General features: G+C 36.7%; 25 protein-coding genes and 1 pseudogene. 13 read left to right on the top strand and 13 right to left on the bottom strand.

Going from position 1 to position 26065, the window contains the following annotated elements:
* Window positions 1-136 precede the first annotated feature (136 nt).
* Window positions 137-1327, top strand: coding sequence for an ornithine aminotransferase (gene rocD, locus BTOYO_RS19030; RefSeq protein WP_000616647.1), 1191 nt, complete (start codon window positions 137-139; stop codon window positions 1325-1327).
* Between the two features lie 110 nt (window positions 1328-1437).
* Complete coding sequence (locus BTOYO_RS19025) at window positions 1438-1719, top strand: hypothetical protein (protein ID WP_000926856.1); 282 nt, start codon at window positions 1438-1440, stop codon at window positions 1717-1719.
* Window positions 1720-1754: 35 nt separating this feature from the next.
* On the opposite strand, the pseudogene BTOYO_RS19020 reads toward BTOYO_RS19025, so the two are convergent.
* Window positions 1755-2653, bottom strand: a pseudogene (locus BTOYO_RS19020) (fumarylacetoacetate hydrolase family protein).
* A 246-nt stretch (window positions 2654-2899) separates the two neighbouring features.
* On the opposite strand from BTOYO_RS19020, the gene BTOYO_RS19015 reads away from it, so the two are divergent.
* From BTOYO_RS19015 to gerPF, 7 genes are all read left to right on the top strand, one after another.
* A complete protein-coding gene (locus BTOYO_RS19015; RefSeq protein WP_000462849.1) occupies window positions 2900-3076 on the top strand; it encodes an aspartyl-phosphate phosphatase Spo0E family protein in 177 nt (58 codons plus the stop codon).
* A 99-nt stretch (window positions 3077-3175) separates the two neighbouring features.
* Window positions 3176-3397: a spore germination protein GerPA gene (gene gerPA, locus BTOYO_RS19010; protein ID WP_001111187.1), complete on the top strand. Its 222-nt coding sequence runs from the start codon at window positions 3176-3178 to the stop codon at window positions 3395-3397.
* A 14-nt stretch (window positions 3398-3411) separates the two neighbouring features.
* Window positions 3412-3618, top strand: a complete 207-nt coding sequence (gerPB, locus tag BTOYO_RS19005; protein ID WP_001012514.1) for a spore germination protein GerPB — start codon at window positions 3412-3414, stop codon at window positions 3616-3618.
* Window positions 3619-3686: 68 nt separating this feature from the next.
* Window positions 3687-4301, top strand: a complete 615-nt coding sequence (gene gerPC / locus BTOYO_RS19000; protein ID WP_001070754.1) for a spore germination protein GerPC — start codon at window positions 3687-3689, stop codon at window positions 4299-4301.
* 6 nt (window positions 4302-4307) lie between these two features.
* Window positions 4308-4502, top strand: a complete 195-nt coding sequence (gerPD, locus tag BTOYO_RS18995; protein ID WP_001052804.1) for a spore germination protein GerPD — start codon at window positions 4308-4310, stop codon at window positions 4500-4502.
* A gap of 15 nt (window positions 4503-4517) precedes the next feature.
* On the top strand, window positions 4518-4904 hold the full coding sequence (locus BTOYO_RS18990) for a spore germination protein GerPE (RefSeq protein ID WP_000902321.1): 387 nt from the start codon (window positions 4518-4520) through the stop codon (window positions 4902-4904).
* A gap of 42 nt (window positions 4905-4946) precedes the next feature.
* Window positions 4947-5162: a spore germination protein GerPF gene (gerPF, locus tag BTOYO_RS18985; RefSeq protein ID WP_001141566.1), complete on the top strand. Its 216-nt coding sequence runs from the start codon at window positions 4947-4949 to the stop codon at window positions 5160-5162.
* 88 nt (window positions 5163-5250) lie between these two features.
* On the opposite strand, the gene BTOYO_RS18980 is transcribed toward gerPF, so the two are convergent.
* The 6 genes from BTOYO_RS18980 to BTOYO_RS18955 form a co-directional block, all read right to left on the bottom strand.
* Window positions 5251-5538 carry an RNA polymerase alpha subunit C-terminal domain-containing protein gene (locus BTOYO_RS18980; RefSeq protein ID WP_000179958.1) on the bottom strand — a complete coding sequence of 96 codons (288 nt, stop codon included), beginning with the start codon at window positions 5536-5538 and terminating at the stop codon, window positions 5251-5253.
* Between the two features lie 12 nt (window positions 5539-5550).
* Entirely contained in the window at window positions 5551-9276 is a 3726-nt protein-coding gene (gene addA, locus BTOYO_RS18975; RefSeq protein WP_000572316.1) for a helicase-exonuclease AddAB subunit AddA, read from the bottom strand.
* Window positions 9273-12788 carry a helicase-exonuclease AddAB subunit AddB gene (gene addB / locus BTOYO_RS18970; RefSeq protein ID WP_000058647.1) on the bottom strand — a complete coding sequence of 1172 codons (3516 nt, stop codon included), beginning with the start codon at window positions 12786-12788 and terminating at the stop codon, window positions 9273-9275. The genes addA and addB overlap by 4 nt, the downstream gene beginning before the upstream one ends.
* A gap of 116 nt (window positions 12789-12904) precedes the next feature.
* On the bottom strand, window positions 12905-13468 hold the full coding sequence (gene lepB, locus BTOYO_RS18965; RefSeq protein ID WP_000751914.1) for a signal peptidase I: 564 nt from the start codon (window positions 13466-13468) through the stop codon (window positions 12905-12907).
* 182 nt (window positions 13469-13650) lie between these two features.
* Window positions 13651-14244 carry a TVP38/TMEM64 family protein gene (locus BTOYO_RS18960; protein ID WP_000347508.1) on the bottom strand — a complete coding sequence of 198 codons (594 nt, stop codon included), beginning with the start codon at window positions 14242-14244 and terminating at the stop codon, window positions 13651-13653.
* A gap of 508 nt (window positions 14245-14752) precedes the next feature.
* Window positions 14753-15334, bottom strand: coding sequence for a competence protein ComK (locus tag BTOYO_RS18955; protein ID WP_000444438.1), 582 nt, complete (start codon window positions 15332-15334; stop codon window positions 14753-14755).
* A gap of 290 nt (window positions 15335-15624) precedes the next feature.
* Between BTOYO_RS18955 and BTOYO_RS18950 the strand changes: the two genes are divergently transcribed.
* Entirely contained in the window at window positions 15625-15810 is a 186-nt protein-coding gene (locus BTOYO_RS18950; RefSeq protein ID WP_000391370.1) for a hypothetical protein, read from the top strand.
* A 137-nt stretch (window positions 15811-15947) separates the two neighbouring features.
* Here the strand turns inward: BTOYO_RS18950 and cspA are convergent, their stop codons facing one another.
* On the bottom strand, window positions 15948-16151 hold the full coding sequence (cspA, locus tag BTOYO_RS18945) for an RNA chaperone/antiterminator CspA (protein ID WP_000301522.1): 204 nt from the start codon (window positions 16149-16151) through the stop codon (window positions 15948-15950).
* A gap of 278 nt (window positions 16152-16429) precedes the next feature.
* On the opposite strand from cspA, the gene BTOYO_RS18940 reads away from it, so the two are divergent.
* The 3 genes from BTOYO_RS18940 to BTOYO_RS18930 all read left to right on the top strand — a co-directional run bounded on the left by BTOYO_RS18940 (window position 16430) and on the right by BTOYO_RS18930 (window position 18443).
* The gene (locus tag BTOYO_RS18940) at window positions 16430-16924 is read left to right on the top strand and encodes a DUF6584 family protein (RefSeq protein ID WP_000208488.1); all 495 of its coding nucleotides are present in this window, start codon (window positions 16430-16432) and stop codon (window positions 16922-16924) included.
* A 19-nt stretch (window positions 16925-16943) separates the two neighbouring features.
* Complete coding sequence (locus tag BTOYO_RS18935; RefSeq protein ID WP_000073821.1) at window positions 16944-17735, top strand: phosphotransferase; 792 nt, start codon at window positions 16944-16946, stop codon at window positions 17733-17735.
* A gap of 378 nt (window positions 17736-18113) precedes the next feature.
* Window positions 18114-18443: a hypothetical protein gene (locus BTOYO_RS18930; RefSeq protein WP_000721808.1), complete on the top strand. Its 330-nt coding sequence runs from the start codon at window positions 18114-18116 to the stop codon at window positions 18441-18443.
* A 37-nt stretch (window positions 18444-18480) separates the two neighbouring features.
* On the opposite strand, the gene aceA is transcribed toward BTOYO_RS18930, so the two are convergent.
* The 5 genes from aceA to BTOYO_RS18905 all read right to left on the bottom strand — a co-directional run bounded on the left by aceA (window position 18481) and on the right by BTOYO_RS18905 (window position 25855).
* A complete protein-coding gene (aceA, locus tag BTOYO_RS18925; RefSeq protein ID WP_000787333.1) occupies window positions 18481-19758 on the bottom strand; it encodes an isocitrate lyase in 1278 nt (425 codons plus the stop codon).
* 21 nt (window positions 19759-19779) lie between these two features.
* Window positions 19780-21369: a malate synthase A gene (gene aceB, locus BTOYO_RS18920; RefSeq protein ID WP_000107647.1), complete on the bottom strand. Its 1590-nt coding sequence runs from the start codon at window positions 21367-21369 to the stop codon at window positions 19780-19782.
* A 225-nt stretch (window positions 21370-21594) separates the two neighbouring features.
* Window positions 21595-22503, bottom strand: a complete 909-nt coding sequence (locus tag BTOYO_RS18915; protein WP_000282398.1) for a DMT family transporter — start codon at window positions 22501-22503, stop codon at window positions 21595-21597.
* Between the two features lie 220 nt (window positions 22504-22723).
* Window positions 22724-24451: a methyl-accepting chemotaxis protein gene (locus BTOYO_RS28395; RefSeq protein ID WP_000273752.1), complete on the bottom strand. Its 1728-nt coding sequence runs from the start codon at window positions 24449-24451 to the stop codon at window positions 22724-22726.
* 135 nt (window positions 24452-24586) lie between these two features.
* On the bottom strand, window positions 24587-25855 hold the full coding sequence (locus tag BTOYO_RS18905) for a M48 family metallopeptidase (protein WP_001233276.1): 1269 nt from the start codon (window positions 25853-25855) through the stop codon (window positions 24587-24589).
* Window positions 25856-26065 lie beyond the last annotated feature (210 nt).

Here is a 26065-nt window from a genome sequence, read left to right as displayed (position 1 = left end):
CCTCTTTTCACACTTTTTCACTCTATATGATAACATGTTCATTTATTTTCAGGAAATGTTTCGCTTTTTTACATTTAAATGATATAATATTTAGAGTATTTACAAACTTCTTGTAATAACAAAAGGGGGAACAATCATGATTCAAACTAAGGATATTATCGAACTTACAGACACATACGGAGCAAATAACTATCACCCACTTCCAATCGTTATTTCTAAAGCAGAAGGCGTTTGGGTAGAAGATCCTGAAGGAAATCGCTATATGGACTTATTAAGTGCATATTCTGCAGTTAACCAAGGTCATCGTCACCCAAAAATTATTAACGCTTTAATTGACCAAGCTAATCGTGTTACGTTAACTTCTCGTGCTTTCCATAGTGATCAATTAGGCCCTTGGTACGAAAAAGTTGCGAAACTAACTAATAAAGAAATGGTACTTCCAATGAATACAGGTGCAGAAGCTGTTGAAACTGCAATTAAAACAGCTCGCCGCTGGGCTTATGATGTGAAAAAAGTAGAAGCAAACCGCGCTGAAATCATCGTTTGTGAAGATAACTTCCACGGACGTACGATGGGTGCTGTTTCTATGTCATCAAACGAAGAGTACAAGCGTGGCTTCGGTCCAATGCTTCCTGGCATTATTGTAATTCCTTACGGTGATTTAGAAGCGTTAAAAGCTGCAATTACACCAAATACAGCAGCATTCATTTTAGAGCCAATTCAAGGTGAAGCAGGAATTAACATTCCACCAGCTGGTTTCTTAAAAGAAGCTCTTGAAGTATGTAAAAAAGAAAACGTTTTATTTGTAGCAGATGAAATCCAAACAGGCTTAGGCCGTACTGGTAAAGTATTTGCTTGCGACTGGGACGATGTAACTCCTGACATGTACATACTTGGTAAAGCACTTGGTGGCGGCGTATTCCCAATCTCTTGCGTTGCAGCAAACCGCGATATTTTAGGTGTATTCGAGCCAGGTTCTCACGGTTCTACATTCGGTGGTAACCCACTTGCATGTGCTGTTTCTATCGCAGCTCTTGAAGTGTTAGAAGAAGAAAAATTAACAGAGCGTTCTCTTCAATTAGGAGAAAAATTAGTTGGGCAATTAAAAGAAATTGATAACCCAATGATTACTGACGTTCGCGGTAAAGGTTTATTCATCGGTATCGAATTAAACGAGCCAGCTCGTCCTTACTGTGAACAACTAAAAGCAGCTGGGCTGTTATGTAAAGAAACACACGAAAATGTAATTCGTATCGCACCACCTCTAGTAATCTCTGAAGAAGATTTAGAGTGGGCATTCCAAAAAATTAAAGCTGTTTTATCGTAATGATAGAGAGGTTGTCCTACACGTTAGGACAACCTCTTTCCTTTTATAGTGATTTATATTAAAATTCAATTGTAATTTTCTGTATTTTCATTCACAGAAGGAGGTGCGACATGCTATTAAGATATGGTAAACATATTAACTATTTAGCTACAGCTTTTATTTTAGTTACATTCTTTGGTTTCATCCTTTCCACAACATGGCTTCATTACTCAACTCCTACTACACTCACACTACTGAAAGCATCATTTTGGACTGCTGTTATTCTTACTATTATTGGATTTGGACGAGAAAAAAGCGCACTTGCGGTTATATTATTTGGCATTTGTACACTTGCATTAATTGGTCTTTACACTTTTGCCGTTATCGATTACCTCTATAACCCGAGACCATAGAAAACAGCTATCTTTATACAAGATAGCTGTTTTCTTCATTTCACTACATTTCGCAAAGTACCAATTCCCTCTACTGTAATGACCACTTCATCACCAGCGTGTAAAAACTTCGGTGGTGTAAAGCCCTTTCCGACACCAGACGGCGTTCCTGTTGCGATAATATCGCCTGGTTCTAATGTCATCCCTTTACTTATCGTTGAAATAATTTCTTCAATTGAAAAAATCATTTTATTTGTGTTTGAAGTTTGTCTTACTTCTCCATTTACTACTGTTTCGATGTGTAATGCGTTCGGCGTTTCAACCATTGATTTATGCATTAAATACGGTCCCATCGGACAAAACGTATCGAAGCTTTTCCCAAGGAAAAACTGTTTATGTTTCCTTTGAATGTCACGAGCGGTTACATCATTTATAACTGTATATCCGAAAACATGGTCAAGCGCTTTTTCTTTTTTATTTGCTTCCCTCGCTTACCAATAACAATAGCTAGTTCCCCTTCATAATCTAGTTCATTCGTTGCGTGGGAATGCCCATTGATTTTCTCATCAATTCCAATAACTGTTGTTGGTGCTTTCGTAAAAATCATTATATTTTCCGGAATAGACTCTACTCCGCCCATCTCGATTGCATGTTCACGATAGTTTTTCCCAACACAAAGTATATTCTTTCTTGGCCTTGGAATTGGTGCTAATATTTTCACCTCTGTTAACGGATAATACGCTACCCCTTCATTTTCCTTTGCCCAATTTACAATTTCACATATTTTCTCAAGACATTCAGTCCCTCTTTCAATACACTCTAACATTGTAATCGGAATCGTAACCTTTTCCCCTTTTTGTCTTTGCGCTTCTCTTAAGTGCAGTACTTTTTCTTCCTCTTCGTCTACAATACCTACAAATACCTTTTCCTCTTTCTTCGCCGTTACAAAACGCAATATTTCCACTCTCCATCCTAAAACTCATACCATTTAATTGTATTCGCATCTATAAGAAAAAAACCTTCTCATGCACGCTAATTTTTACAATATTCTTCTCGCACCTTATTCGTTACCATTCGTTATTTGACATAAAATGTAGAAATTTTACTTTTTTTAGCGAAGTTGTTTCTTTTTTATGGGATTTTTGTATAATATGTACTACATATATACTAAAAATTTCATTTAGAGATGGAGCCGATTTCAATGTTTGAGCAAGCTATTGAAAAAAAACGTGAAAAAATGATCTATTTTGCTGAACGCTACGGAATGACTTCTCAAAAAACAGTGGATTGTAGCCAAGAACTGGACAGGCTCTTAAATGTAATTTGGCATGTACATACGGATTTTCAACCTAATCAAACATTCGAAACACACACGTAATAACGTGTGTGTTTCTTTTATTTCAAAAAAACACACATTTTATTGAAAACGCCCATACAATAGTAGAAAAGAAAATTTTAAAAACGAAAGGTGTTTTATATGCCAGCTATGGTCGGACATATTCGTATCGTCAATATTGGGTCAAGTGGTATTTTTCACATTGGAGATGTATTTGCGATTAGGCCTATTAGTTATTCACGTGCTTTCGCTGGGGCCGGCTCTTTTAACGTTGGAGATAATGTTTCTGTCTACAATTATCAAAGCGCAACGACTGTCAATGATTCAGATGTAATCGATCAAGCGATAATTGGTTCAACTTAAAGGAGGCAATTGCATTGAATTTTTACGTGAACCAAAGTATTATCATTAACAGTATTAGAATCGATAGCATTACGACTTCTTCTGTATTCCAAATTGGTACGGCCGGAAGTATTAAAGCTCTATCTAAATTTTCAAATACGGGTGGATTTACAGAGCCTCTTCGCCCATTACAGGCGAAAGGACAAATTATTTCTATCAAACCATCAAACAGTTCTTCTTAAGGCATCCTTGTCATAAATATATAGCAGGAATATATTTACCCTCCCTATTGAAAAGGAGGTTTCACAAAATGAATCAAGATATATATACTTACTTACACCAACTTCAGCAAGCTCTCCAAATACAACAAGCAACCATCCTTAGCCTAGAAGATCAAGTCCGCCAATTACAAGAAGAGCTTAATGAATTAAAAAGTCGCCCCTCCTCTTCTATAGGAAAAGTGGAATACAAATTCGATCAATTAAAAGTAGAAAATTTAAATGGTACTTTAAATATTGGTTTAAATCCATTTTCAACAAAAGGACAACAAATTGAAGATTTTCAAGTTGATACAGAAACATTGAAGGTCAATCCTGAAACTGACACCAACCCTGACTTTTATCAAGGTATCCTTCAAGAAATGCATCGCTACTTAGATGAAGAAGCATATAATCGAATTCTCCACTTTGAACAAGAAGAGAGAACACCGCTTGATGAAATGTATCGACAAATGATGGTTGATGACATAAAAAAACAGATGGAGCATAGACTTCCTTATTATTTATCACAAGCTCAATCATATGAAGGTATTTCAACAGATCCAGATTATTTACGAAACCTCATTATTCAAGCAATGAAACAAGATATCGACAAAGCCTTTCTATCCTTTATTCAGCACATACCGGGAAATTTCCGAAAGGAGTAAGTATGTATGAATCTTAACGTTGTAAATCGTGAGTTAAAAGTCGGACAGATTAAAATGAACGGTGTATCTTCGTCCGCTCTCTTTTTAATTGGGGATGCAAATTTCCTCATTTTATCTTCTATTCTTGATACACCGTTTGAAACTGTTACAGAGGGTCCATTTGTACCATTAGTAACAGATGTCCCTCCTACTCCAGGTTAAGGAGACTGAGAAATTATGTTACATCATGTGTCTATTGTCCAAAATGTTTCTATTATTTCTTTAGGGATTGCTGCTGTATTTCAAGTTGGAGATGCAAATCAAATGGAATTAAAAAGTAGAGCTCTTGCCGTCCACAGGGAAATCCCTTGTTATATAAAAGGTGAAGGGCGCTTAGATGCATTTGAAATCTTTACAGATGAACACATTACAATCCCAAAGCGAACGACAGATGTCAAATTAAATATTATAAATGAATGCCCTTTTATTGAAGTAAATAACGTTGAATTGCGAACACTTTTAAATTCTGGTTGCTTTCAAATTGGAAATGTTGATTATGTTTTTAATAACTCTCGTATTATGCAAATCCGCCAATATATTACGGATGAACCTTCCGCTCAATAATTCATATAGTAATTAAAAAGCTTAGTAAAGTAGGTGGATGGTATGCCTTCTGTTGTTGGAAATCTAGTCGTTCAAAACAGTAACGGTTCTTTCAATTTAGGAGATTTTTATAACGTGTCTCCGAAAGAAAACACGAAAGCTTATAACGGGTCCGGAGCTTCTAATGTCGGATTTGTCGTCAACACTTTTAACGGCGTTAGTGCAACAAATACGTTTGATTCTGATGTGGCAGATCAAGATCAGATTGGAACAGCGTAAAAAAGAGGTGTCTCCTATAGGTGACACCTCTTTTTTATATGAAATAGTAACGGATCTTTTCTTTGAAAATTATTCATCACATCACCATTTATTTAAATGATAACCCGCTCTCCTCCAAAGCTTTCCTAAGCTTCGGCAAAGACGCAGGTCCCATACCATGCAGTTTTAAAATTTCTTTTTCACTATATTTTGAGAGCTCTTCTACAGTGTGAATACCATGGTGCTCTAATGCCCTTCTTGCTGGTGCTGAAAGAAGAGAGAGAAAACCTTCTTTTGGCTTTCTCTCTTTCTCACAGGTTGGGCAAGTTGGACAATCGCTACTTTTATAGTATTCATGTCCTTTTTCACACGTTCTTAACGTTTTTTCCGTCGCCATTTTCAAGCCCCTCTATTCCTCAATATTCACAACATAATTCCCATCAAAGAAGTATAAACATTTCTCTTTCACAGGATGTTGTAAGCTTTTCTCGAGTGCTTTTGCATATAACGAAAGCTGCACTTTATAGCGATCTTCTAAAATTGGTTTTGCTTGTTCAAATCCGCCTGGGAATTTACCTTCAATCGTATCTGTTTTGAAATCGATTAGCGTAATACCATCTTCTTCTTCAATCATGCAGTCGATAACCCCTTGGACAAGAATCGATTCCCCGCTATTCCCTTGCCAATCTTGATATGCTTCTTCTGCTGATAGCATCATCGTAAATGGAACTTCACGCTCAACACTTTTCGCCGCTAATACCCTTTTACCTAGGTCACTGTCAAAGAATGAAATTACTTTTTCAATCGCTATTTCTTCCGCCTGCTCGAATGTTAACAATTCCTTATTTACCATTCCAGCAATTTGTTCTTGAAGAACTTCAACCGTAATCGGCTTCTTCAAATCTACATGTTGCATAACGGTATGGACTGCTGTCCCACGCTCTGCGTACGTTAATCCTTTTTTCTCCATAAAGCGCGGACGTGTTTTAATTGGTGCACGTAGTTTTCTAATAAAGGCGTTATCGCTGCCTTCTTCAGACTGATAATTTCTCTTTATTTCTGTAACGGATTGCTTCGCACGATGAGAGGTTGCTTCCTCATACCCGTACTTCCACATTAACCTATCGTACACTTCTTCTTTTCGTTCACTTTGTAATGGCACAGCCTTTTTCTCACGAAGTGCTTCTAACAACTCTTGTTTCTCTTCTTGAACTGGCTCTGGTGCAAGTAGCGTGTTACCGTCCACAACTTCTACTTTCCAGCTAGTGTCATACCCGTAAATTTCATCTGGAATACTTCCTTGTCCTAATTCAAGAAGTATTTCACTATCACGATGTCTATATAATGAAGGTGCAATCCAGTCTAAATAGCAAGACGCTCCAGCACGTATGTGATCTGGTAATAACCATTCACTATGTTCCCTCGCATCGAGCCATTTTTCCATTTCCTTATTTGCATCCTTAACTGTTCCGATTAAAATTAACTTCTCTTTTGCACGCGTTAAAGCTACGTATAATACGCGCATTTCTTCCGCAATTAATTCCATTTTCATTTTACGTTTAATTGCAAGTTGCGATAATGTCGTATATTTAATTCGTTTACGCGGATCAATGAACTGTGAACCGAAACCGAAGTCTTTATGCAGTAAGAAACGTTTCATTAAATCTTGTGTATTAAAACGACGACCGAGTCCAGCTACAAATACGACCGGGAACTCAAGTCCCTTACTTTTATGAATCGTCATAATGCGAACAACATCTTCTTGTTCACCAAGAGCTCTCGCCGTCCCCATATCGTCACCGCGTTCTAAAATACGTTCAATAAAACGTAAGAAGCGGAATAATCCTCTAAATGATGTTGCTTCATATTGCCTTGCGCGGTCATATAATACACGCAAGTTTGCCTGCCTTTGCTTTCCAGCTGGTAAACCGCCGACAAAGTCATAATACCCTGTCTCACCGTACACTTTCCAAATTAAATCAGAAAGTGATTGTTGGCGCGCGAATTCACGCCATCCTTGTAGTAAGTTATAAAACCATTCTAGTTTTTCATGAAGTTCTTGTTCTTCTTCAAGCGGTGCACCTTTTAAGAATGAGCTCATTACTTCATAAAATGACCCTTTCTTTCCGTGAGCACGAAGCGTCGCAAGTTCTTCATCATTTAATCCAACGATCGGTGAACGAAGTACTGCTGCAAGTGGAATATCTTGCATCGGATTATCAATAACGCGGAATACGTTCATCATAATATTTACTTCTGTCGCTTCAAAGTAACCAGTCGCAAGGTCTGCATATACTGGAATTCCTTGTAGTTTTAACTCTTCCATAATTTGCGGTGCCCACGGCATAGAGCGAAGTAAAATAACGAAATCACGATATTGCACTGGTCGCATACTATCCGTTTTTCGGTCATACACTTCATAACCTGAATCGACCATCGCTTTAATGCGCTGCGCCATAAGACGAGCTTCCAGTTGCGCCTTTTCGACTTCCGTACCTTCTTCACCCTCTAGTACTTCTTCTTCCGTTTGCTGAATGCATAATAATTCAGCCGCTACATCTTCACCTATTAGATAGCTAGCACCTAGCTTTAATTCAGCGTCAGCATCGTAATCGATTTCCCCAACTTCTTCGCCCATAATTTGTTTGAAAATAAAGTTCGTACCTGCTAGTACTTCATGACGACTACGGAAGTTTTTCGCTAAATCAATCTTCATTCCGCCGCCCGATCCTTCTTGCGTGAAGCGTTTATACTTTCCTAAGAATAAGCCTGGTTCTGCTAGTCGGAAACGGTAGATTGACTGTTTTACGTCACCAACCATGAACAAGTTCCCTTCACTCTCAGAATCTTTCGTTACGAATTTAATAATGGATTCCTGTACGAAGTTCGTATCTTGATATTCATCGACTAGTACTTCTGCAAATTTATTACGATATTGAAGCGCTACTGCTGATGGCTTCACTTCATCATTTTCACTTTGTTCACTTAAAATTTGCAAACAGAAATGCTCTAAATCTGTGAAATCAACCATTCCTTTATCTCGCTTCATCGCTTGGAAACGCTCTGTAAAGACTTTTACGAGCTTCACAAGTTTTTCTAATACAGGATGCATATCTTGAAAATCTCGTAAGAAACTTTCAGGTTTGCGGCTAAATAACTCTTCTTGTAATTTCTTCACTTCATCTTTCGCTTTATTACGAAGAGAGTCTACTTGTTTTACAACATCCTCGTTGTAATCACTTTTCTTAATACGCTTTAACGTTTGCCACGATACGTTTTGCATCGCTTCATACACGCTTGTCCACGATTCACGAGCTGCTGATGATAACATTCCAAGTAAAGCTGCATCCGCTTGCAGGGTTTCAACGCGAGGCGCCGGGCCGTCAGGAAGCATTGCGAGTTCGGTTGCTTTACGAATATGTTGTTCCGCTGTTTCAAGCTGGAATCTCACATCTTCTAATAGGTAAGAAGCATACACTAAATCTTCAATTGTCTTTCCTTCCACGTCGTATGCTTCTACTAATTTATCGAGCCATTTTTCCGGATTTGGATGCGCTCTTGATTCTGTATGAAGCGCTAAAATCATTCTTTGTAAGTCATCATCACTACGGTCACTCGTATAGCGATCAACTAATTCAAAGAAAATACTATTATCTTCGATTCCATACTCTTCTTCTAATATGTCATCTAGCACTTCTTCTTTTAACAACTCATTTTCTGTTTGATTTGCAATACGAAAACGAGGATCAACATCCAGCATGTAGTAATACCCTCTAATTACTTGTAAACAAAATGAATGGATCGTTGAAATAGATGCTTTATTTAATAGGCTCAGCTGTTTTCTTACATGTTGAGATCCTGGCTCATCAATTAGTACTTTTTCTAACGCTTCTCCAATTCGATTTTTCATCTCTTGCGCCGCTGCATTCGTAAATGTTACAACGAGCAGGCGATCGACATCGACTGGATTTTCCTCATTAATAATCTTTTTAATCATACGTTCAACTAATACTGCTGTTTTTCCCGATCCAGCTGCTGCTGCGACTAAAATGTCACGTCCATTCGCTACAACGGCTTTCCACTGGTCATCTGTCCATTGACTACCTTCTGGTTTTTTAGGCCAATTCTCTATCATTCTCCGTCAACCTCCTCTCTAATTTTCTCCATCGCTTCACTATCTTTCATATCTTTTAACGTACGGAATTGATTATCTTCAAGTGATTCATCAAACTGACAGACAGATTTGAAGTTACAGAACGTACATGCCGCTTTATTCCCCTTTTTGTAAGGAGCAATATCAATAACACCTTCTGTAATGTCTTTTCCGATATGTTCAAACGTATGGTGTACATATTTTTGCAGTACGTTAAACTCTTGCTCACTTGCAATGCTAGAACGCGCACTAAAACTACCGTCTTTTTTCAGACCAGCAGAAATAATATCTGAACTTCCTGTTGAAAGTTTGTTATCCATTAAACGAACAACGTCAGCATCTCCTAGTACGAGGCCTTTCATTTTAAATTTCTTTAAAATTTCTTTTTCAATTTCAGCTTCAGATGCGTCACCTTTCATTTCAACAATCGGGTTATGAATATGAAAGTACAGTACACCAGCAGGTGATGCTGCGTGGCCTTTTTTCATCCACGTTTGTGCATTTGTAGTAACGACATCTAAATACGTTAACATTTGAAGTGCCAATCCGTAATACACTTCCGTTAAGTCTAACGCTTTTGAACTTGATTTATAATCAATAATACGAAGGAATGTTCCGTTTTCATCTTCAGCCTTATCCACACGGTCAATACGGCCGATAACTTCCATCTTCACACCATTTGGTAATGAGAATTCCATCGGCGGAAGCGATCCCGTACCGCCCATACCGAATGGCACCTCTAAATCAACTGGTACGAAACCGCTCGACTTCGCGTGTTCACGAAGAATGATTGACGTACGGAAAATGATTTGTTGTAGTTTTTGTTTTAAATAGAAATGACGATTTGAGCTTAATAAAATTTGTCTTTGTAATAACGGTGCGATTTCTTCTATTACTAAAACAGAAAGATGCTCACACTCTTTTATTGATAAATCCGCCCAAGTGCGGTTTTCGCGTAATAGCCTGTCTGCAATTCTCTTCAGTGCTGCATGGAATAGTTCACCGATATCTGGTGCATCTAGTTTAAAAATATCACGCTCTCTTAACGATAAACCGTGCTGCGCGAAATGAGCGTACGCACAACGGTTGAAGAGTTCCATACGAGAAACGCTTCCTTTTATTTTATCTCCGTATAAATCTCTACTTACTACCGTACTTAGTTTCTGCGCACGATTTCGATAGAATAAACTCGATAACACGCGACTACTTTTTTGTTTCCATTCATCCGAAGTGACGTAGAAGTTATAGACGTCCCACCAAAAATCTAGATTCCCTTCAAATCCGTATCGCTTCCACGTTTGTAGTTGCTGCATGACATAAGATAACGTCACTTCTGGCGTTGCTACGTATGAAATTTGTTCCGAACGCGATAAGTCGTTTACGTCATTCGTAATAAACGAGTCTTTCACATTAGGGAACATTCTTTTTATTTTCTTAATAAAGCTAGATGCAAGTAATGTCTTTCCTTCTTCATCTGCAAGTGGGCATGAAATATATAATTTCTCAGACGCTCTCGTTACCATCTGATACATAACGAACTGCTCTTCTAATAAAGTTTGTCTCGTCGTTGGCGCGAGTTCAATTCCTGCCGCACCAAGAACTTCTCTTTCCTCATCAGAAAGCATCCCTTCATCCATCGGTGCTGCTGGAATAACTCCTTCATTTACGCCGATAATAAACGTTGCTTTCACATCTGATAACCTGGAGTGATCAATATTGGCAACTAATACTTGATCTAATGATGGCGGAATGTTAGCGAATTGAAGTGCCTCAAGTCCTGTCGACATAACGTCCGTGAACATTGATAGTGACATCTTCTCCTCACCAAGCATTTCTACAAACGTATCAAGAAGGCTCATTACTTCTTCCCATACTTGTTCATGGTCTGTTGCAAATAAGAAATCTCCGCTCTCTTCTGCACGTATACGTAATTCTTCTAACTTCTTTGGAACGTCAAGTTCTTCTAAAAATAAGTAAACCGCTTCGCACATTTGCATCACTGTTCCCGCACGCTTTAACCTTTTTTGCATGCGAATAACTGGCGTTCTTACAACATCACGCAGCCTGTTTATTTTCTCTTCCATTTCACGTTCAATATCTGTTATCATTCCGTTTGTATCGTCAAGTGAACGGTAACGGCGATACATCCACGGATCCTCAGAAGTCCATCTCTTCCCTTGTACACCGTACGCTAAACAGTAGTTTTCGAACTCATCCATCTCTTCACGCATCATTTCTTTCCTTACGTTTAATGGATATAAAAGCTCTGTTTTCACGCAGCGAAACACCGCGTCATAACGCCAATTTCCGCTAATAATTTCTAAGGCAGAACGAATACATTCTACTAATGGATGATGTGACATCGGGCGTTTTTCATCGATGAAGTGTGGAATATTATAATCTGTAAATAACGTTCGCATCACATCGTAATAACTTTCCCCGTTACGAAGAAGTACTGCAATATCTCGATAACGATACGTTTCATCCGCGACAAGTCTACGAATTTCACGAGCAACCCCTTCTACTTCAGCTCGTAAATTCGCCGCTGTACTAATTGTTACACTTGCTTCATCATAATACTTTTCATTCGGACGCGCTTCATAATGCGTTTCTAAATGAGCTAATGCCGGAGAATGAAAACGCGGTTGTTCCATAAGTGGAATTGTTTTTTCAATTTCTATTTTCTCTTCACGCGCTACTTGTTTTATTTTTTCATATGTTAACGTCGTTTCATAAAATAAATCCAGTTCATTCACTGGCTGCGCTAATGTTTTTTCATCTATCGTTAACGTAATTGTGACTCTCGCTCCACAAATCATGAGCTGTCTTACAATTTCAAGTTCTTGCGGAGAAAATGAATGAAACCCATCTATATAAATTTCAGCACCATTTACATACTCAGACTGCGGAAGCTTTTCCACTAGCAATTGTAAATAGTCTTCTGAATCTAAATATTTCCCGATTAAAGCACGTTCAAAATCATCATATAATAGCTGTAAATCATATACTTTATTCGCTAATAACTTTTGCTCAGCACTGCTACTATGCGCATCTAATTGTTGCCACATTTCATATACGTTAGATGGCGTCACATTGTAACGTTTAAACTCCGCAATCATACTGCCAAGATGCTCAAAGAAACCGTTTTGCTCCGCTGCTTTTTGGAACACCGATAATCCATCTTTACGAGATTCTACAATTTTACGAAGTAACATATGCACACCCGCTTCATCAATATGAAGACGACTCGCTCCGCCAACTTCTTGCAACACCTTCCAAGCTAATCGTGAAAAACTAAAAACTTGTGCCCGAATAGAACCTCTTACATCCTCACTTTCAATTAACGCCTGCTGCGTCTGGAATGTCATCTGTTCTGGCACAAGATATAATATTGTTTTGCCTCTCGGGCGCTGTTTTAACTCTTCTTGCACTTCTCGTAAACAAAGTGTACTCTTTCCACTTCCCGCTCTACCAATCACCAATCGAAGTGACATGTAACCCCACCTTTCACTTACACAACGAACGTTAGTTTGCTACTATAATTGTATTATAGTACACGAAAAAAGACAAACGGAGTTGTTTGTCTTTTCTATACTTCTACTTCATTATATCAACCTTTTGAAAAATTCGTTTGCACCTCTTGAATTGGCCAATATCTTAAATCGACTTTACCGACAACTGTATCAGCCTTCACAAAGCCAAAGTGTCTACTATCCCAGCTCCCAAGGCGGTTATCGCCTATTACAAAAATATGACCAGCTGGCACCACCTTTTCTTTTGTTAACTCTTCTAATGTAAAATCACCTGTTAGTTGCCTTCCATTTATCTCTTTCTTGTACTTCTCTAAATAAGGCTCATCAATAAATTGACCGTTTATATACAACTTATCATGCTTATATTCAATATGGTCTCCAGGTAAACCGATAATTCGCTTTACATAGTCTTCTTTTTTATTCGCATGAAAAACGACGACATCGAACCTGTTCAAGTCCCCCACTTGATAACTCACCTTATTTACAACGAGCATATTGCCATCCTGCAATGTCGGCATCATTGACTTCCCCTCTACAACGTACGTTGAAAAGAAAAACGTTCGAAAAAATACAGCTAATAGTACACCAATTAAAATTGTTCGTATCCACTCTAGGCCTTCTTTTTTCAAAGTTTTCTTCATCCGCTTCTCCCCTTACCCTTTAATAATGAAGCTTGCATTTATAAAGTGAAACTTAATCGGTGGGGATTTTGTTCATCCCGCACCGATCGGGCAGTTTGATCCCCACCTAACTTCTCTGCTTCAGCCGAATTTTTTGGAGGGAGTTTCACTGCCCTCAAATAGTGGGACAAAGAAGACTATTCTTAATGTAGTTCTAACTTTACTTCAATTCTTTTACCGACATACCATAAAATAAAAATAACAATCGCTACAATAACTGATTTCACTGGCTTATGAATAAACGACATTAAATCATGACCGATGTACGTTAAAATAAAAATCATCACAAGCTTCCCGAATGCGAGCGCAAGTCCGAACTGTTTTACGCTAATGCGAGATAAACCAGCTACAACGTTTATAAGCGCAGACGGTGTAAACGGAAAACAAAATATAACAAACACTGGCGCGAATCCTTTCCTTTCAATCCACCCCATTGCCTTGCGCACTTTCTCATGCTTATTTACAAAAGAAAAGAAACGGCTTCGTCCAAAATGGCGGATAATGAAAAAAACAAGCATAGCACCGATTACTGATCCAAGCCATGAATAAAGGAAACCCAGCCAAAATCCAAATGCAACAGCATTCGCTAGTACAAACACAATAAGTGGTAATGCTGGAATAAGCGCCTCTATCATCGGCAAACCGATGCCAAGAAGCGGTCCGAACGCCTTATAACTTTCAACAATATGATCCATATTTTCTGGTGAAAAATACTCTTTGATTGACTGAAAATCCATTCTACACTTTACCCCTTTACTCTAATTACTACCTCTACTGTATCATTGCTTTTCTGAAAGAGGAAATGGTAGATACGACATATGGAGATGTAATTATTAAGTTTCCATGTCCTTCATTAGAATTCCTTCATTATTTAGCTATGATAATCTTTCAATATTCGACAGGATATGAAGATAATTTAGACACTATACACAAATTGTAACTTAACGGTTACGTTTGATGAAAAAGCAGAAACTACAGAAAGGAATAATTCGTCTTTTTCAAAAAAATACCCTTACTGCACGTAAGGGTATTTCTACCTATATAGAAAGAAGTATCATGTATGCCACAAATATAAAATGATATATATTCACACTACATTAAATATATATAAGGAAATTACCATTATATTGTTCCATTAAAGAACAATATATTTGTACATCTCACTCGGTTTATTTATGAATCTTACAGCGTAAACTGTATATATAATGAAATAAAAAAAGGATGAGTCTCCTCATCCTTTTCCTCTCACACATCTTCTTCCCTAACAAAATACACTTTCTCATAAGCTGGTCTTAATGTTGATTCATCTCTTTTATCAATTTCTTTAAAACAAGGATTTCCTTGTTTCTTCTTTCGATCTTCATATTCTGTACGCAGTTTCGCTGTACGATTTTGTTGATTTTCAAAACTACTTTTTGATATTTCTAATTTCACAGCAAGGCCATTTATAAATCGAATCATAAGATTTCCATCTTTTAATTCTCGATTACTTTCGATATAAAAATGCGACAGCCACGCGCACTCTTTTCTAGAATAAGAATAAGTAGGGAAAAAATAAAGTTGATCTGTCGGACTGATTGCAATCGGTGCTTTATGTGTAATGTGCGTTAACTCTTTCGTTCCTTCTTTTCTGCCCAAAAAACTAGATCCATGCTTACGACAACTTCTCTCTATAATATCTAGAGGCTTTTGAAATACGAAAAAAGAATCTTCCATTTCAACAACTCGCGTAACAATTTTCTTTTCACTTAGAATAACAGGAAGTAAGGCCATTGTATTTTTAGTTACAACATAATTTTCGACATAGCGTTCTACTTTACTTTCCATATCCTATTATCTCCTTTTTTCATTTTCTATTTATATTAGCAGCTGCATATATAATTTTAGCACCTATGAAAAGGAAATAGGTAACAGGTTCCGCTTTTTTACAATTTTTTATCATTTATCAAACATTTGTCAAACAATAAAATCACGATATATAAATTAAATAGTTTTATAACCATAAAAACAGCATTTATACTACCTATAAATATTTATTATCCCTTCCTCTTTTTACATCATTACAACAATTAACTTTGCTATAATTAAAATATAAATCCAATATATGGAGGGCCCTTATGGAAGAAAAAGAGATCCAACCATCGATTCAAATGAAAAATAGTAGCGTCATTATCGTGAAAAACTCAGCTAGTATTATATTCGGTTTATTTTTCATTCTGCTATTCTTCGCTAAACCATTTCGTAAATCGAAATGTCCTGAATGTAAAAAACGCGAGAAGAAAAAAGCAGGAAAAGAAGAGTAAAAGGCCTTCCTTTTTGGAAAGCCTTTTACTCTTCTTCATTACCTCTATAAACGTCGAGTACAACTTCATTTACATATATCTCAACAACAAAAAAAGGATGGCATGAGCCATCCTTTTTTCCATCATCAACTATAAAATTATAGTTTGATTACGTTTTTAGCTTGAGGTCCACGGTTGCCTTCTTCGATTTCGAAGCTAACTTTTTGACCTTCTTCTAAAGATTTGAAACCTTCAGTTTCGATTGCAGAGAAATGTACGAATACATCGTTTTCGCCTGGAACTTCGATGAAACCGAAGCCTTTTTCGTTGTTAAACCATTTTACTTGTCCTGTTACTGCCATGATTATTTCCTCCTAAGAAAATACAAATTATTTTAGTCTTCCTGTATAAAAAAAGAATCCACACATTATCAAACACGAAACATAAACTAGTTCTCACATACTTTTTCTCGTTCGTTTTCGGCACTTGATAATATATGGATTGCTTAATTTAACTATTCAACTGACATCATCATAGCATACTTAAAATAAAATGTACAATCTTTTTTGAAAATAGAATTTCTAATTTTTAGTATTTCTTATAAAATAAAATTATCTCTATTCTATATAAGGAGGAATTCATGACAACCAAAATTCCTAAAAAAACATTAAAGAGAATTGAAGAGGATATTGAAAATAATAATCTCGGAAAGGCAAGAGAAAGATTACACGGTCTCATCTTTACATACCCAAATGAATTACATCTTCGAAAACAAATCGGAGACATTTATTATAAATTACAATATCCAGAAATGGCTGGACGTTATTGGTATCTAGAGGAGCATAAAACAGATATTATGCATGAATCATGTTTATTATTTGAAAAATCAATGGGAAATGATCCTTATCATATTGCGCGTGCTTTAAAATTCAAAGGCGATTCTAGCAAGATAAAGAAATTGTATAAAGAGCAGCCTTTATCTCCAGTACAAAAAAAAGTAGCAGAGGAATTAGTATATGAATATAAAGAAACATGGGAAGATAAGTTACTCTCTCTTGGGTGTCTAGTATTCCTTGCTTTCCTTCTTTTCTCTGCTATTGTCGGTATATTCACTATTTGGAATTGGATTTTTTAATTATAGGGGGAATTTTCACATGTCAAACTACGAACAAGAAGAAAAGCTAACAGGGGGAAACGTCTCAAACGTATATCGTTCTGAAAATACTGTTCGGCGGGAATTAAAGCCAGACAGTACAAAAATTCATAAGCTATTACGTCATCTAGAAAACAAAGGATTTCATTATGCCCCAAAGTTTTTGGGCATAGATGAAAAAGATAGAGAGATTTTATCATTTATAGAAGGCGACGCAGGCAATTATCCTTTAAAAGAATTCATGTGGTCTAATGATGTGCTGAAAGAAATCGCAAAGATGCTCCGTCTGTACCATGATGCTGTAAGTGACTTTCCGTTATTAGCTGATTGGAAACCGATGGATCATACCCCACATAACATTGAGGTTTTATGCCACAATGATTTTGCTATATATAACATTATTTTCAATAATGAAAAGCCAGTCGGTATTATTGATTTTGACGTCGCTGCTCCTGGTCCAAGAATGTGGGATATCGCTTATACGCTTTATACTTGTGTACCTTTAAGTCGAGTGTATTATACGGAATCAGGTGAGGCAATTCATTACGACTCATCGCAACATGCAGGTCGTATTAAAGAAAGAGTAAAGTTGTTTGCTCAGTCCTACGATAAAGATATGGACGAAAATTACTTCGAAATGGTGTTACTACGTTTAGAAGGGTTATGTACATATGTGAAAAGAAAAGCACAAGAAGGAGACGGAAATTTCCAAAGAATGATTGATGAAGGACATCTAGATCATTATGAAAAAGATATGACGTTTATTCGTAAGCATGGGAAAGAATGGATCTAATATTATTTCTATTTTTGTTAGTAAATATATTTTAAGTTATGTTACATATATCCGAATAATCGTTCATATCGTTTCTTTTCCTACCGGAACTATCAAGCTAAAATCTCGAGATACCCCCTAACGAAATTTTAGCTTTCTATAGTTATGTAAGAGAATTCAGCCCATTTTTTCGTTTCACAAAAATTTTATAATAATTAAAATCACATTATAAAAATATTATATTATAATACAACTAGTTAAAGGGAAACTTTAATCAGTGGGGTTTTGTGCATCTCCCACGTAACTTCTTTGCTCCAGCCAACTTTTGAGGCGGGAGTCTTACTGCCGCAAATAGCGGGATAAAATTACAAGGCCGTTTGCCATGGGGGATTTACATACATGAAAAAGATTTTATTTTTGTTATTGGCTACTATTATTACGTTAACATACCTTCTAGTTTTTAATAAGACTATTGATTCTGAAATTAAAGGATTCCCTATACCTTATGAAGCTAAATTAATTCATACTACTGAGGAGATAGGTGAGTATGTATATAAAGGCGATTGTTTTGAATCAGGTTTATCTATATGGTATCAAATACATATAAAATTAAAGGGATGGGATAAGACTTTTGCAGAGGGTGGAATGAAAGTTTATGAGAAGGATAATAAAAAAGTAACCGTAATATATTTAACGGGAGAAGATGTTATCAGTTTATATAAAGAGTAATAAAAAAGGTGATCACTTAATTGTGATCACCTTCCTTTTATTTCGTAAACTGAGCTTCTTCTGTAGAACCTTTTAACGCTGTCGTTGATGAAGTACCGCCTGTAATGACTTGTGCTACTTCATCAAAATAACCTGTTCCTACTTCGCGTTGATGACGAGTTGCAGAGTAACCGTGTTTCTCTGCTGCGAATTCCGCTTGTTGTAATTCAGAATATGCTGCCATGCCACGCTCTTTATAGCCACGCGCTAATTCAAACATGCCGTAGTTTAATGAGTGGAATCCAGCAAGTGTTACGAACTGGAACTTGTAACCGTAAGATGCGATTTCTTTTTGGAAGCTCGCAATCGTTTTTTCATCTAATTTTTGTTTCCAGTTAAATGACGGTGAACAGTTATAAGCGAGTAATTTCCCTGGATATTTTTTATGGATTGCGTCTGCAAATCGTTTTGCATCTTCTAAATTTGGTTCAGACGTTTCACACCAAACGAGGTCTGCATACGGTGCATACGCTAAACCACGTGCAATTGCTTGATCCAGTCCTGCTTTCGTACGATAAAATCCTTCTGGTGTTCTTTCTCCTGTAATAAACGCTTTATCAACCGGATCGATATCACTCGTAATTAAATCGGCTGCATCTGCATCTGTTCTTGCAACGATAATTGTCGGTACTCCCATTACGTCCGCAGCAAGGCGTGCGGAAATTAAATTACGTACCGCTGTTTGTGTCGGCAGTAATACTTTTCCACCTAAATGTCCGCATTTTTTCTCTGAAGATAATTGATCTTCAAAGTGTACACCTGATGCACCCGCTTCAATCATACCTTTCATAAGCTCGAATACGTTTAATTGTCCGCCAAATCCAGCCTCTGCATCTGCTACAATCGGTACGAAATAATCTGTATCATCGCTTCCTTCCATATGCTGAATTTGATCCGCACGTTGAAGTGTTTGATTAATTCGTTTTACTACAGCTGGTACGCTGTTCGCTGGATATAAGCTTTGGTCTGGATACATATGTCCAGAAAGGTTTGCATCAGCCGCTACTTGCCAACCACTTAAGTAAATTGCTTTTAATCCCGCTTTCACTTGTTGCATCGCTTGGTTTCCTGTTAATGCACCAAGTGCGTTAATATAATCTTCCGTATGAAGCGATGTCCAAAGCTTCTCAGCCCCGCGGCGTGCTATTGTATGTTCAATATCAATCGAACCACGCAAACGAATTACATCTTCAGCTGAATACGGACGTGTTATTCCTTTCCATCTCGTATCTAATTCCCAGTTCTCTTGTAATTTATCGATTCTTTCGTTTTTCATTTATTCCATCCCCTTTTCACTTTATAAAATTTCATAACCCGGTAATGTTAAAAACGGTACGAACTCATCATTCCGAATGAGGTTTGTAAACAATGTTGTCGCCTCTTGGAATCTCCCTTTCTTAAAGGCTTCTTTACCAATCTCTCTTTCTATCTTTACTAATTCTTCTTCTTTCCATTCTTCCATTAATTCGAGCGTAATATTGCGGCCATCATTTAGCTTTCCGCCTTCATGACGAATCCATTGCCATATTTGTGCTCTGGAGATTTCCGCAGTTGCTGCATCTTCCATTAAGTTATAAATTGGCGCTGCTCCCCGTCCACTTAACCAAGATGCAATATATTGAATACCTACACTAATATTCGTGCGAAGACCTTCTTCTGTAATCGTTCCCACTGGTACTTCTAATAAATCTTTTTCTGTAACACGTATTTCTTCACGTTTCCTAAAAATTTGATTCGGCGTTTTCATAATGTGATTAAATACTTCCATCGCAACCGGTACAAGTCCCGGGTGGGCAACCCAAGTCCCATCATGACCGTCTAAAGCTTCACGCTCCTTATCAGCACGCACCTTTTCGAAAGCCGCTTCATTCGCTTCTGGATTATTTTTAATCGGAATTTGTGCTGCCATTCCTCCGATTGCTGGTGCATTACGGCGATGACATGTTTGAATTACTTTTAAAGAATACGCGCGCATAAACGGCGCCGTCATCGTGACTTGCGCTCTATCTGGCAGTAAAAATTCATTATGATTACGGAAACCCTTTAAGAAGCTGAAAATGTAATCCCATCTTCCGCAGTTTAAGCCAGCAGAATGATCTTTTAGCTCATACAAAATTTCATCCATTTCAAACGAAGCGTGAATCGTCTCCAATAGCACAGTCGCTTTAATTGTTCCGTTTGGAATACCGATGTATTTTTGAGCAAATACGAATACATCGTTCCATAATCTCGCTTCTAAATAACTTTCCATTTTCGGTAAGTAAAAGTACGGGCCACTTCCTTTTTCTAAAAGCGCCTTCGCATTATGGAAAAAATACAGACCAAAATCCACTAAGCTGCCGGACATATTTTTCCCATCAACTTGCATATGCTTTTCCTCTAAATGCCATCCTCTTGGACGCACAATGAGTACAGCTGTTTTATCATTTAATCTATATTCTTTTCCTTTATCATTTTTGTGTGAGATCGTTCCCTTTACTGCATCTCGTAAGTTAATTTGGCCTTCAATCGCATTTTCCCAAGTTGGTGAATTCGAATCTTCAAAATCCGCCATAAAAAGATGAGCTCCTGAATTTAAAGCGTTAATGACCATCTTTCTATCTACCGGTCCAGTAATCTCTACGCGGCGATCCTCTAAATCTTTCGGAAGATTGGCGATTGTCCAATCCGCTTCACGTATGTGCTTTGTTTCTTCTAAAAACTTCGGAAACTCCCCTGCATCAATTCTTTTTTGTTTCTCTACACGTTTTTGTAATAGTTCTGTGCGGCGCTCATTGAAATTTTCATGTAGTTCCTTTAAAAAACTAAGCACCTCAGGTGTCAATATTTCGTTGTACGCTGGTAACATTTCTCCGGGCAATGTAACCCGTGAAGTTCGCGTCGACATATTAGCATCCCCTTCTTAAACTGTTTTATAACAGATTTGATTTTATGTTTTATATTATATAACAAATCTTCAGAAAAGGAAGTTTTTTTTGAAAATTCATTTCATTTTTTTTGAAAACGCCGTTCTTTCGTGCTCTATTCCATACAAAAAAGGCCACTGTTATACAACAACGGCCTTTTCGTAACATCTTCCAAAATTAAAAATGAAATTATATCAAATACAACTTTACATTTCAGAGGTAGCACTTCCCTTCACCGATAGCTCCTTTTCTCTTCCTTTACGAAAAGTGAGTGCCATTCCTACAAAAATAAGGACAATCCCTACAACTTGCATACTAGTCGGTCTAAATCCGGTAAAGACCGTATCTAACAAAATTGCTACAGCAGGATCTAAAAACACTAATACAGAAATAAGTCTCGTCGATAAATCTCTTAAACTGTCAAAAAACAAGTAATATACAAACCCAGTATGTATAAGTCCTGTTGCCGTTATCATCATCCAGTTCGTCTCTGTTAAACCTTGAAACTGTCCGAAATCCACAAATGGTAACAATAAAAATATACCTAAAAACGTTTGTACAAATGTCATCGCATATGCACTCGTATGCTTGATTCCTTTTCCTAATAAAGTCGTAAAAGCATAAAATAACGCTGCAAGTAGTGCCCATACCATTCCAGATGACATGAGTTTCTCGAGCGACACACTTCCATCTACTCCAGCTACTAAAACCGTGCCGAGGAAACAAATGACAATGGACATAACGGCAAACGCTGTTAGCCTCTCTTTAAATACGATACTCCCAATCATTAATACGATAATTGGAGCGAGATGATAGACAGAAATTGCAATTGTAATTGACATAACTTCAAACGCTTTAAATAGAAATACCCAGTTAAAAACGAGAAATACGCCGCACGCTAATATTTGCACAATCTCTTTTTTATTCCACTTTTCATTTTTATATTGTCCTGTCACTAACCAACATAACGCTAAAAATATAGTTGCACAAATACAACGAACAAATACTAATTCAAAAGACGGTAAACCTGTTTGGACAGAAAAAAATCCAATTGATCCGAAAATAGACATCGAAAGGATCATTTTTATAGCCGGCATTGATTTTTTATTGTACACCCTTTCTCTCCTCCTACAATCACTCTCTTATAAAACTAAAAATTCTAAAAACATTACTTATTATTATATATTACAATCAAAAAATTGTAAAAAACTAGAATATAACGATTGACATCCACACAAAATTTTCATAATAAAAATCATCCTTTTGTATTCCACAGGATGATTTTTTATATGTATTGAGAGGTCTATATATTTATGAAGACTTACATATACTCTACTATTTTTGAAGAGTAAATTGGGAAACTATCTGTTTTAGTCCTCCTGCTACGTTGTGCAGATGTTCAATTGAAGTCGAAATCTCTTGAACAGATTTTTCTTGCTGTTGAATAGACTCTTTTACCCTATCAGTTCGATCAGATGATCTTTGAGAAATTTGCGCCATATCTTCTGTAGAAGCAGAAATCTCCTCACTACTCGCTGCAATTTCATCTGTAGACATAGATACCGTTTGAATTTGCTCAGATACTTGCTGCACTTTTTCTGTAATAGTTCCAAATACTTTTTCTGTATGCATTACTACTTGTGTACCTGCCTGTACCTCATTATCTACTTTCCCCATCATATGTACCGTATGATTCGTTGTTCCCATAACTTGAGTAATAAGCTTCTCAATTTGTTTAGCAGAGTCACTAGATTGTTCTGCTAATTTTCGTACTTCATCTGCCACAATTGCAAATCCTCTACCACTTTCTCCAGCACGTGCAGCCTCAATTGCGGCGTTTAATGCTAATAAGTTAATCTGAGAGGTAATACCTTGCATAACATCAATGATTTTAACAATTTCTTCTGATTGTTCTTTCATAGTCTCTACTTGTTTCACACCGCTATGTACTGAATTTTGGATTGTATCCATCTGTTGAATCATTTGTTTCATTAATTTGTTACCACTCTCTGCATCTAGTGCTGATTGAGCAGACAATTCATTTACAGAGGATGATGTATTCACTATACTCTGCATTCCTTGTGTCAACTCTTCCATCGCACCCGCAGTTTGTTCCATTGCCTGCATTTGGCTCTCTGCGCCATTGGCAACTTCTTCAATATCCATAGTAATTTTCTTTGCTGCACCGCTAGATACTTCTGATGCAGATACTACTCCGTCTGCATATTGGAATAAAAGCTGAATATTATTCTCTACTTCTTGCATATTTGTTCTTAGCCCTGCAATCATCTCGTTAAAATCACTTACTAATATACCTAATTCATCTTTAGCATTATAATCACCATGTACAGTTAAATCTCCCTCTTTTGCTCTTTCCATCATACGACTAACCGTTTGTAAAGGTGCCACTATAAGCTTGCTAATAATATAACTTACTATACATATAATGATTGTAGTAACTACTGCAAGAATGATAAAGGTAATAACAGAGCGATCTATCATTTTTTGAGAATCTTTAAATACTTGGTCAGCTAAGTTTGAAACATAAGTTTCTAAATCTACAGCATAACCAGCTAACTCTACTCCCTTCGGTTTTAAGTCCTTTTGAAATTCGTTTACCATTTGAGATTCATTTGTTCCCTTCGCTTTGTCAAACAACTTCTTATATGTCTCCATATAACTTGGCAAAGATTTCTTCATCTTCTGAAACAGCTCATCCTCTTGCTTACTTAAATTAACGCCATCATCATATTCTTTTAATAAAGAATCATATTTTTTAAGATCCTTTTCAACACTACTAATAATCCCCTCTTTATTTGTCCCCTCATTTTGTGACGTTGTAATTAATTCTAGTAAGTTATATTCTAGTGAATTTTGTGTACGAAGCATTCCTTCTAATAAAACTGCAGAATTTTGATAATCATCTACTACAATTTCTGTATCGTGCTTAATCTTGTTAATAGAATTAATTGCTACACAGCTCATAATTGCCATGCCCAAAACTGCTAATGAGATAAGTAAGAATAATTTATGTTTCACTTTTAAATTTTGTAAAAAATACATATTTCCACCTTTATTCCTTTATATATAGATTTTTAGAATTTTATAGCTTATTATTTACAAAATCACAATAAAAAGCAATGATAAATATTCCCAATACCAAACTTATATTTCTATAAAAAAGAAGTAGCATAATCGCTACTTCTTGTTTTTTTGTTTCTCATATTGCTCAAACGTATGAATTCTTTCGAAAATTGGTGGATGTGTGTATAAGAAAAATTTTACTAACGCTGGTGGATTCACTTGACTTAAACTTGTTTTTGATAAATATTGAAAAGTTTTCACACCTGATTTCCCATCTTTCGTCATATTTAAAGCGTATTGATCCGCCGCGCGTTCTTCTATTCGTGAAACGTAGTTTGTTGCTGGTTGTGATGCAAAGGATAGTACAGAAGAAATTAAGAAAAATAAAGGTAAAATCGAGAAACATGCCATTTTTGAAATTTGCAGCGTATCTCCCCATTTTCGAATACACATATTTAAAATACGACTAATTAAATACATACCTATAAACGATATGAAAATATAACTCGCAACGCCCCAATATATATGTTTCATTACGTAATGTCCCATTTCATGGGCCATAATAAATAAAATCTCTTTATCTTTTAATTGCTTAAGCGTTGTATCCCACATTACAATACGCGAGTTAAGGCCAATTCCTGTTACATATGCATTTAACGAATTCGTTTTTTCCGACATATTTACTTCATATACGTGTTTAGCAGGAATGTCAGCTTTGTCTGCCATCGCTAAAATTTTCGTTTCTAACTCTTTATTTTTCAACGTCGAGAAGTCATTGTAAAGTGGATCAATAATAACAGGCTGTACGAACGTTAAAAAGATTGTAAATGGTACAGAGAGTGCCCATCCTGCTAGCCACCATCTCTTCGGGAATTTACGGATAAGCCATAAAAGAACTGTAACAATGAGTAACATCGTCGCATAATTAACCCAAAAATCGATAACGTGATCTTTTATCCAGCTTTGTGTACTTTGCGTGGAAATACCGTAATCAACCGACACTTTACGCCCAATCCATTGCATCGGTAATGCCAGTACCGTTGTGAGTAATGATAAATAAAAGAAATAAATCGCAACTTGTAAGACACTTATTTTAGTCGTTTCCGTTGACCATTTCTCAAACTTTTTTGAAATACCGAGCACGAGTACAAATAATAAAATAATCCATTCAAGAGGCGTCGCTAAAAAGAACAGTAAATTTTTCACGCGCGAATAATCTTGGCTTAGCGTAAGCTCTTTCGCATTCATAAAGGTTTCTGGATCTGCACTCGTTCCTTTATACATGTCCGGAATGAGTTCATGATTCCATCCAAATAAATACCAATATATAAATAACGCAAATCCAACGTACAAAAAAAGCGACCACCCAATAACTTTCCTCACGTTATTCCCTCCTCTATGCTGCCTGTCTATTATTATTGTAAGTTCGTACATGCTAAATTAGAACAAGCTAATTACGAGAATTGCTCGAGAGCCTTCTATTTACATAAAGTGAAACTTTAATCAGTGGGGGTTTTCTTCATCCCCCACTGATTATTAGCCTTCACCAATCGGGCTTTTACGGGCAGTTGATCCCTCGCCTAACTTCTTTGC

The sequence above is a fragment of the Bacillus toyonensis BCT-7112 genome (assembly GCF_000496285.1).
GTDB classification, from domain to species: domain Bacteria; phylum Bacillota; class Bacilli; order Bacillales; family Bacillaceae_G; genus Bacillus_A; species Bacillus_A toyonensis.
This window is presented reverse-complemented; position numbering and strand designations above follow the sequence as displayed.

Excerpts from the sequence above, each read along its gene's own strand:
- BTOYO_RS18960 (WP_000347508.1), bottom strand. The coding sequence starts at position 14,244 with ATGGATTTTCAGTCAATCAAAGAGTATTTTTCACCAGAAAATATGGAT.
- BTOYO_RS18950 (WP_000391370.1), top strand. The coding sequence starts at position 15,625 with ATGGAAGAAAAAGAGATCCAACCATCGATTCAAATGAAAAATAGTAGC.
- gerPC (WP_001070754.1), top strand. The coding sequence starts at position 3,687 with ATGAATCAAGATATATATACTTACTTACACCAACTTCAGCAAGCTCTC.
- BTOYO_RS18980 (WP_000179958.1), bottom strand. The coding sequence starts at position 5,538 with ATGGCGACGGAAAAAACGTTAAGAACGTGTGAAAAAGGACATGAATAC.
- addB (WP_000058647.1), bottom strand. The coding sequence starts at position 12,788 with ATGTCACTTCGATTGGTGATTGGTAGAGCGGGAAGTGGAAAGAGTACA.
- BTOYO_RS18990 (WP_000902321.1), top strand. The coding sequence starts at position 4,518 with ATGTTACATCATGTGTCTATTGTCCAAAATGTTTCTATTATTTCTTTA.
- BTOYO_RS19015 (WP_000462849.1), top strand. The coding sequence starts at position 2,900 with ATGTTTGAGCAAGCTATTGAAAAAAAACGTGAAAAAATGATCTATTTT.
- gerPF (WP_001141566.1), top strand. The coding sequence starts at position 4,947 with ATGCCTTCTGTTGTTGGAAATCTAGTCGTTCAAAACAGTAACGGTTCT.
- gerPA (WP_001111187.1), top strand. The coding sequence starts at position 3,176 with ATGCCAGCTATGGTCGGACATATTCGTATCGTCAATATTGGGTCAAGT.
- aceB (WP_000107647.1), bottom strand. The coding sequence starts at position 21,369 with ATGTCGACGCGAACTTCACGGGTTACATTGCCCGGAGAAATGTTACCA.
- rocD (WP_000616647.1), top strand. The coding sequence starts at position 137 with ATGATTCAAACTAAGGATATTATCGAACTTACAGACACATACGGAGCA.
- BTOYO_RS19025 (WP_000926856.1), top strand. The coding sequence starts at position 1,438 with ATGCTATTAAGATATGGTAAACATATTAACTATTTAGCTACAGCTTTT.
- aceA (WP_000787333.1), bottom strand. The coding sequence starts at position 19,758 with ATGAAAAACGAAAGAATCGATAAATTACAAGAGAACTGGGAATTAGAT.
- addA (WP_000572316.1), bottom strand. The coding sequence starts at position 9,276 with ATGATAGAGAATTGGCCTAAAAAACCAGAAGGTAGTCAATGGACAGAT.
- BTOYO_RS18935 (WP_000073821.1), top strand. The coding sequence starts at position 16,944 with ATGTCAAACTACGAACAAGAAGAAAAGCTAACAGGGGGAAACGTCTCA.
- BTOYO_RS18955 (WP_000444438.1), bottom strand. The coding sequence starts at position 15,334 with ATGGAAAGTAAAGTAGAACGCTATGTCGAAAATTATGTTGTAACTAAA.
- BTOYO_RS18940 (WP_000208488.1), top strand. The coding sequence starts at position 16,430 with ATGACAACCAAAATTCCTAAAAAAACATTAAAGAGAATTGAAGAGGAT.
- cspA (WP_000301522.1), bottom strand. The coding sequence starts at position 16,151 with ATGGCAGTAACAGGACAAGTAAAATGGTTTAACAACGAAAAAGGCTTC.
- lepB (WP_000751914.1), bottom strand. The coding sequence starts at position 13,468 with ATGAAGAAAACTTTGAAAAAAGAAGGCCTAGAGTGGATACGAACAATT.
- BTOYO_RS28395 (WP_000273752.1), bottom strand. The coding sequence starts at position 24,451 with ATGTATTTTTTACAAAATTTAAAAGTGAAACATAAATTATTCTTACTT.
- BTOYO_RS18930 (WP_000721808.1), top strand. The coding sequence starts at position 18,114 with ATGAAAAAGATTTTATTTTTGTTATTGGCTACTATTATTACGTTAACA.
- gerPD (WP_001052804.1), top strand. The coding sequence starts at position 4,308 with ATGAATCTTAACGTTGTAAATCGTGAGTTAAAAGTCGGACAGATTAAA.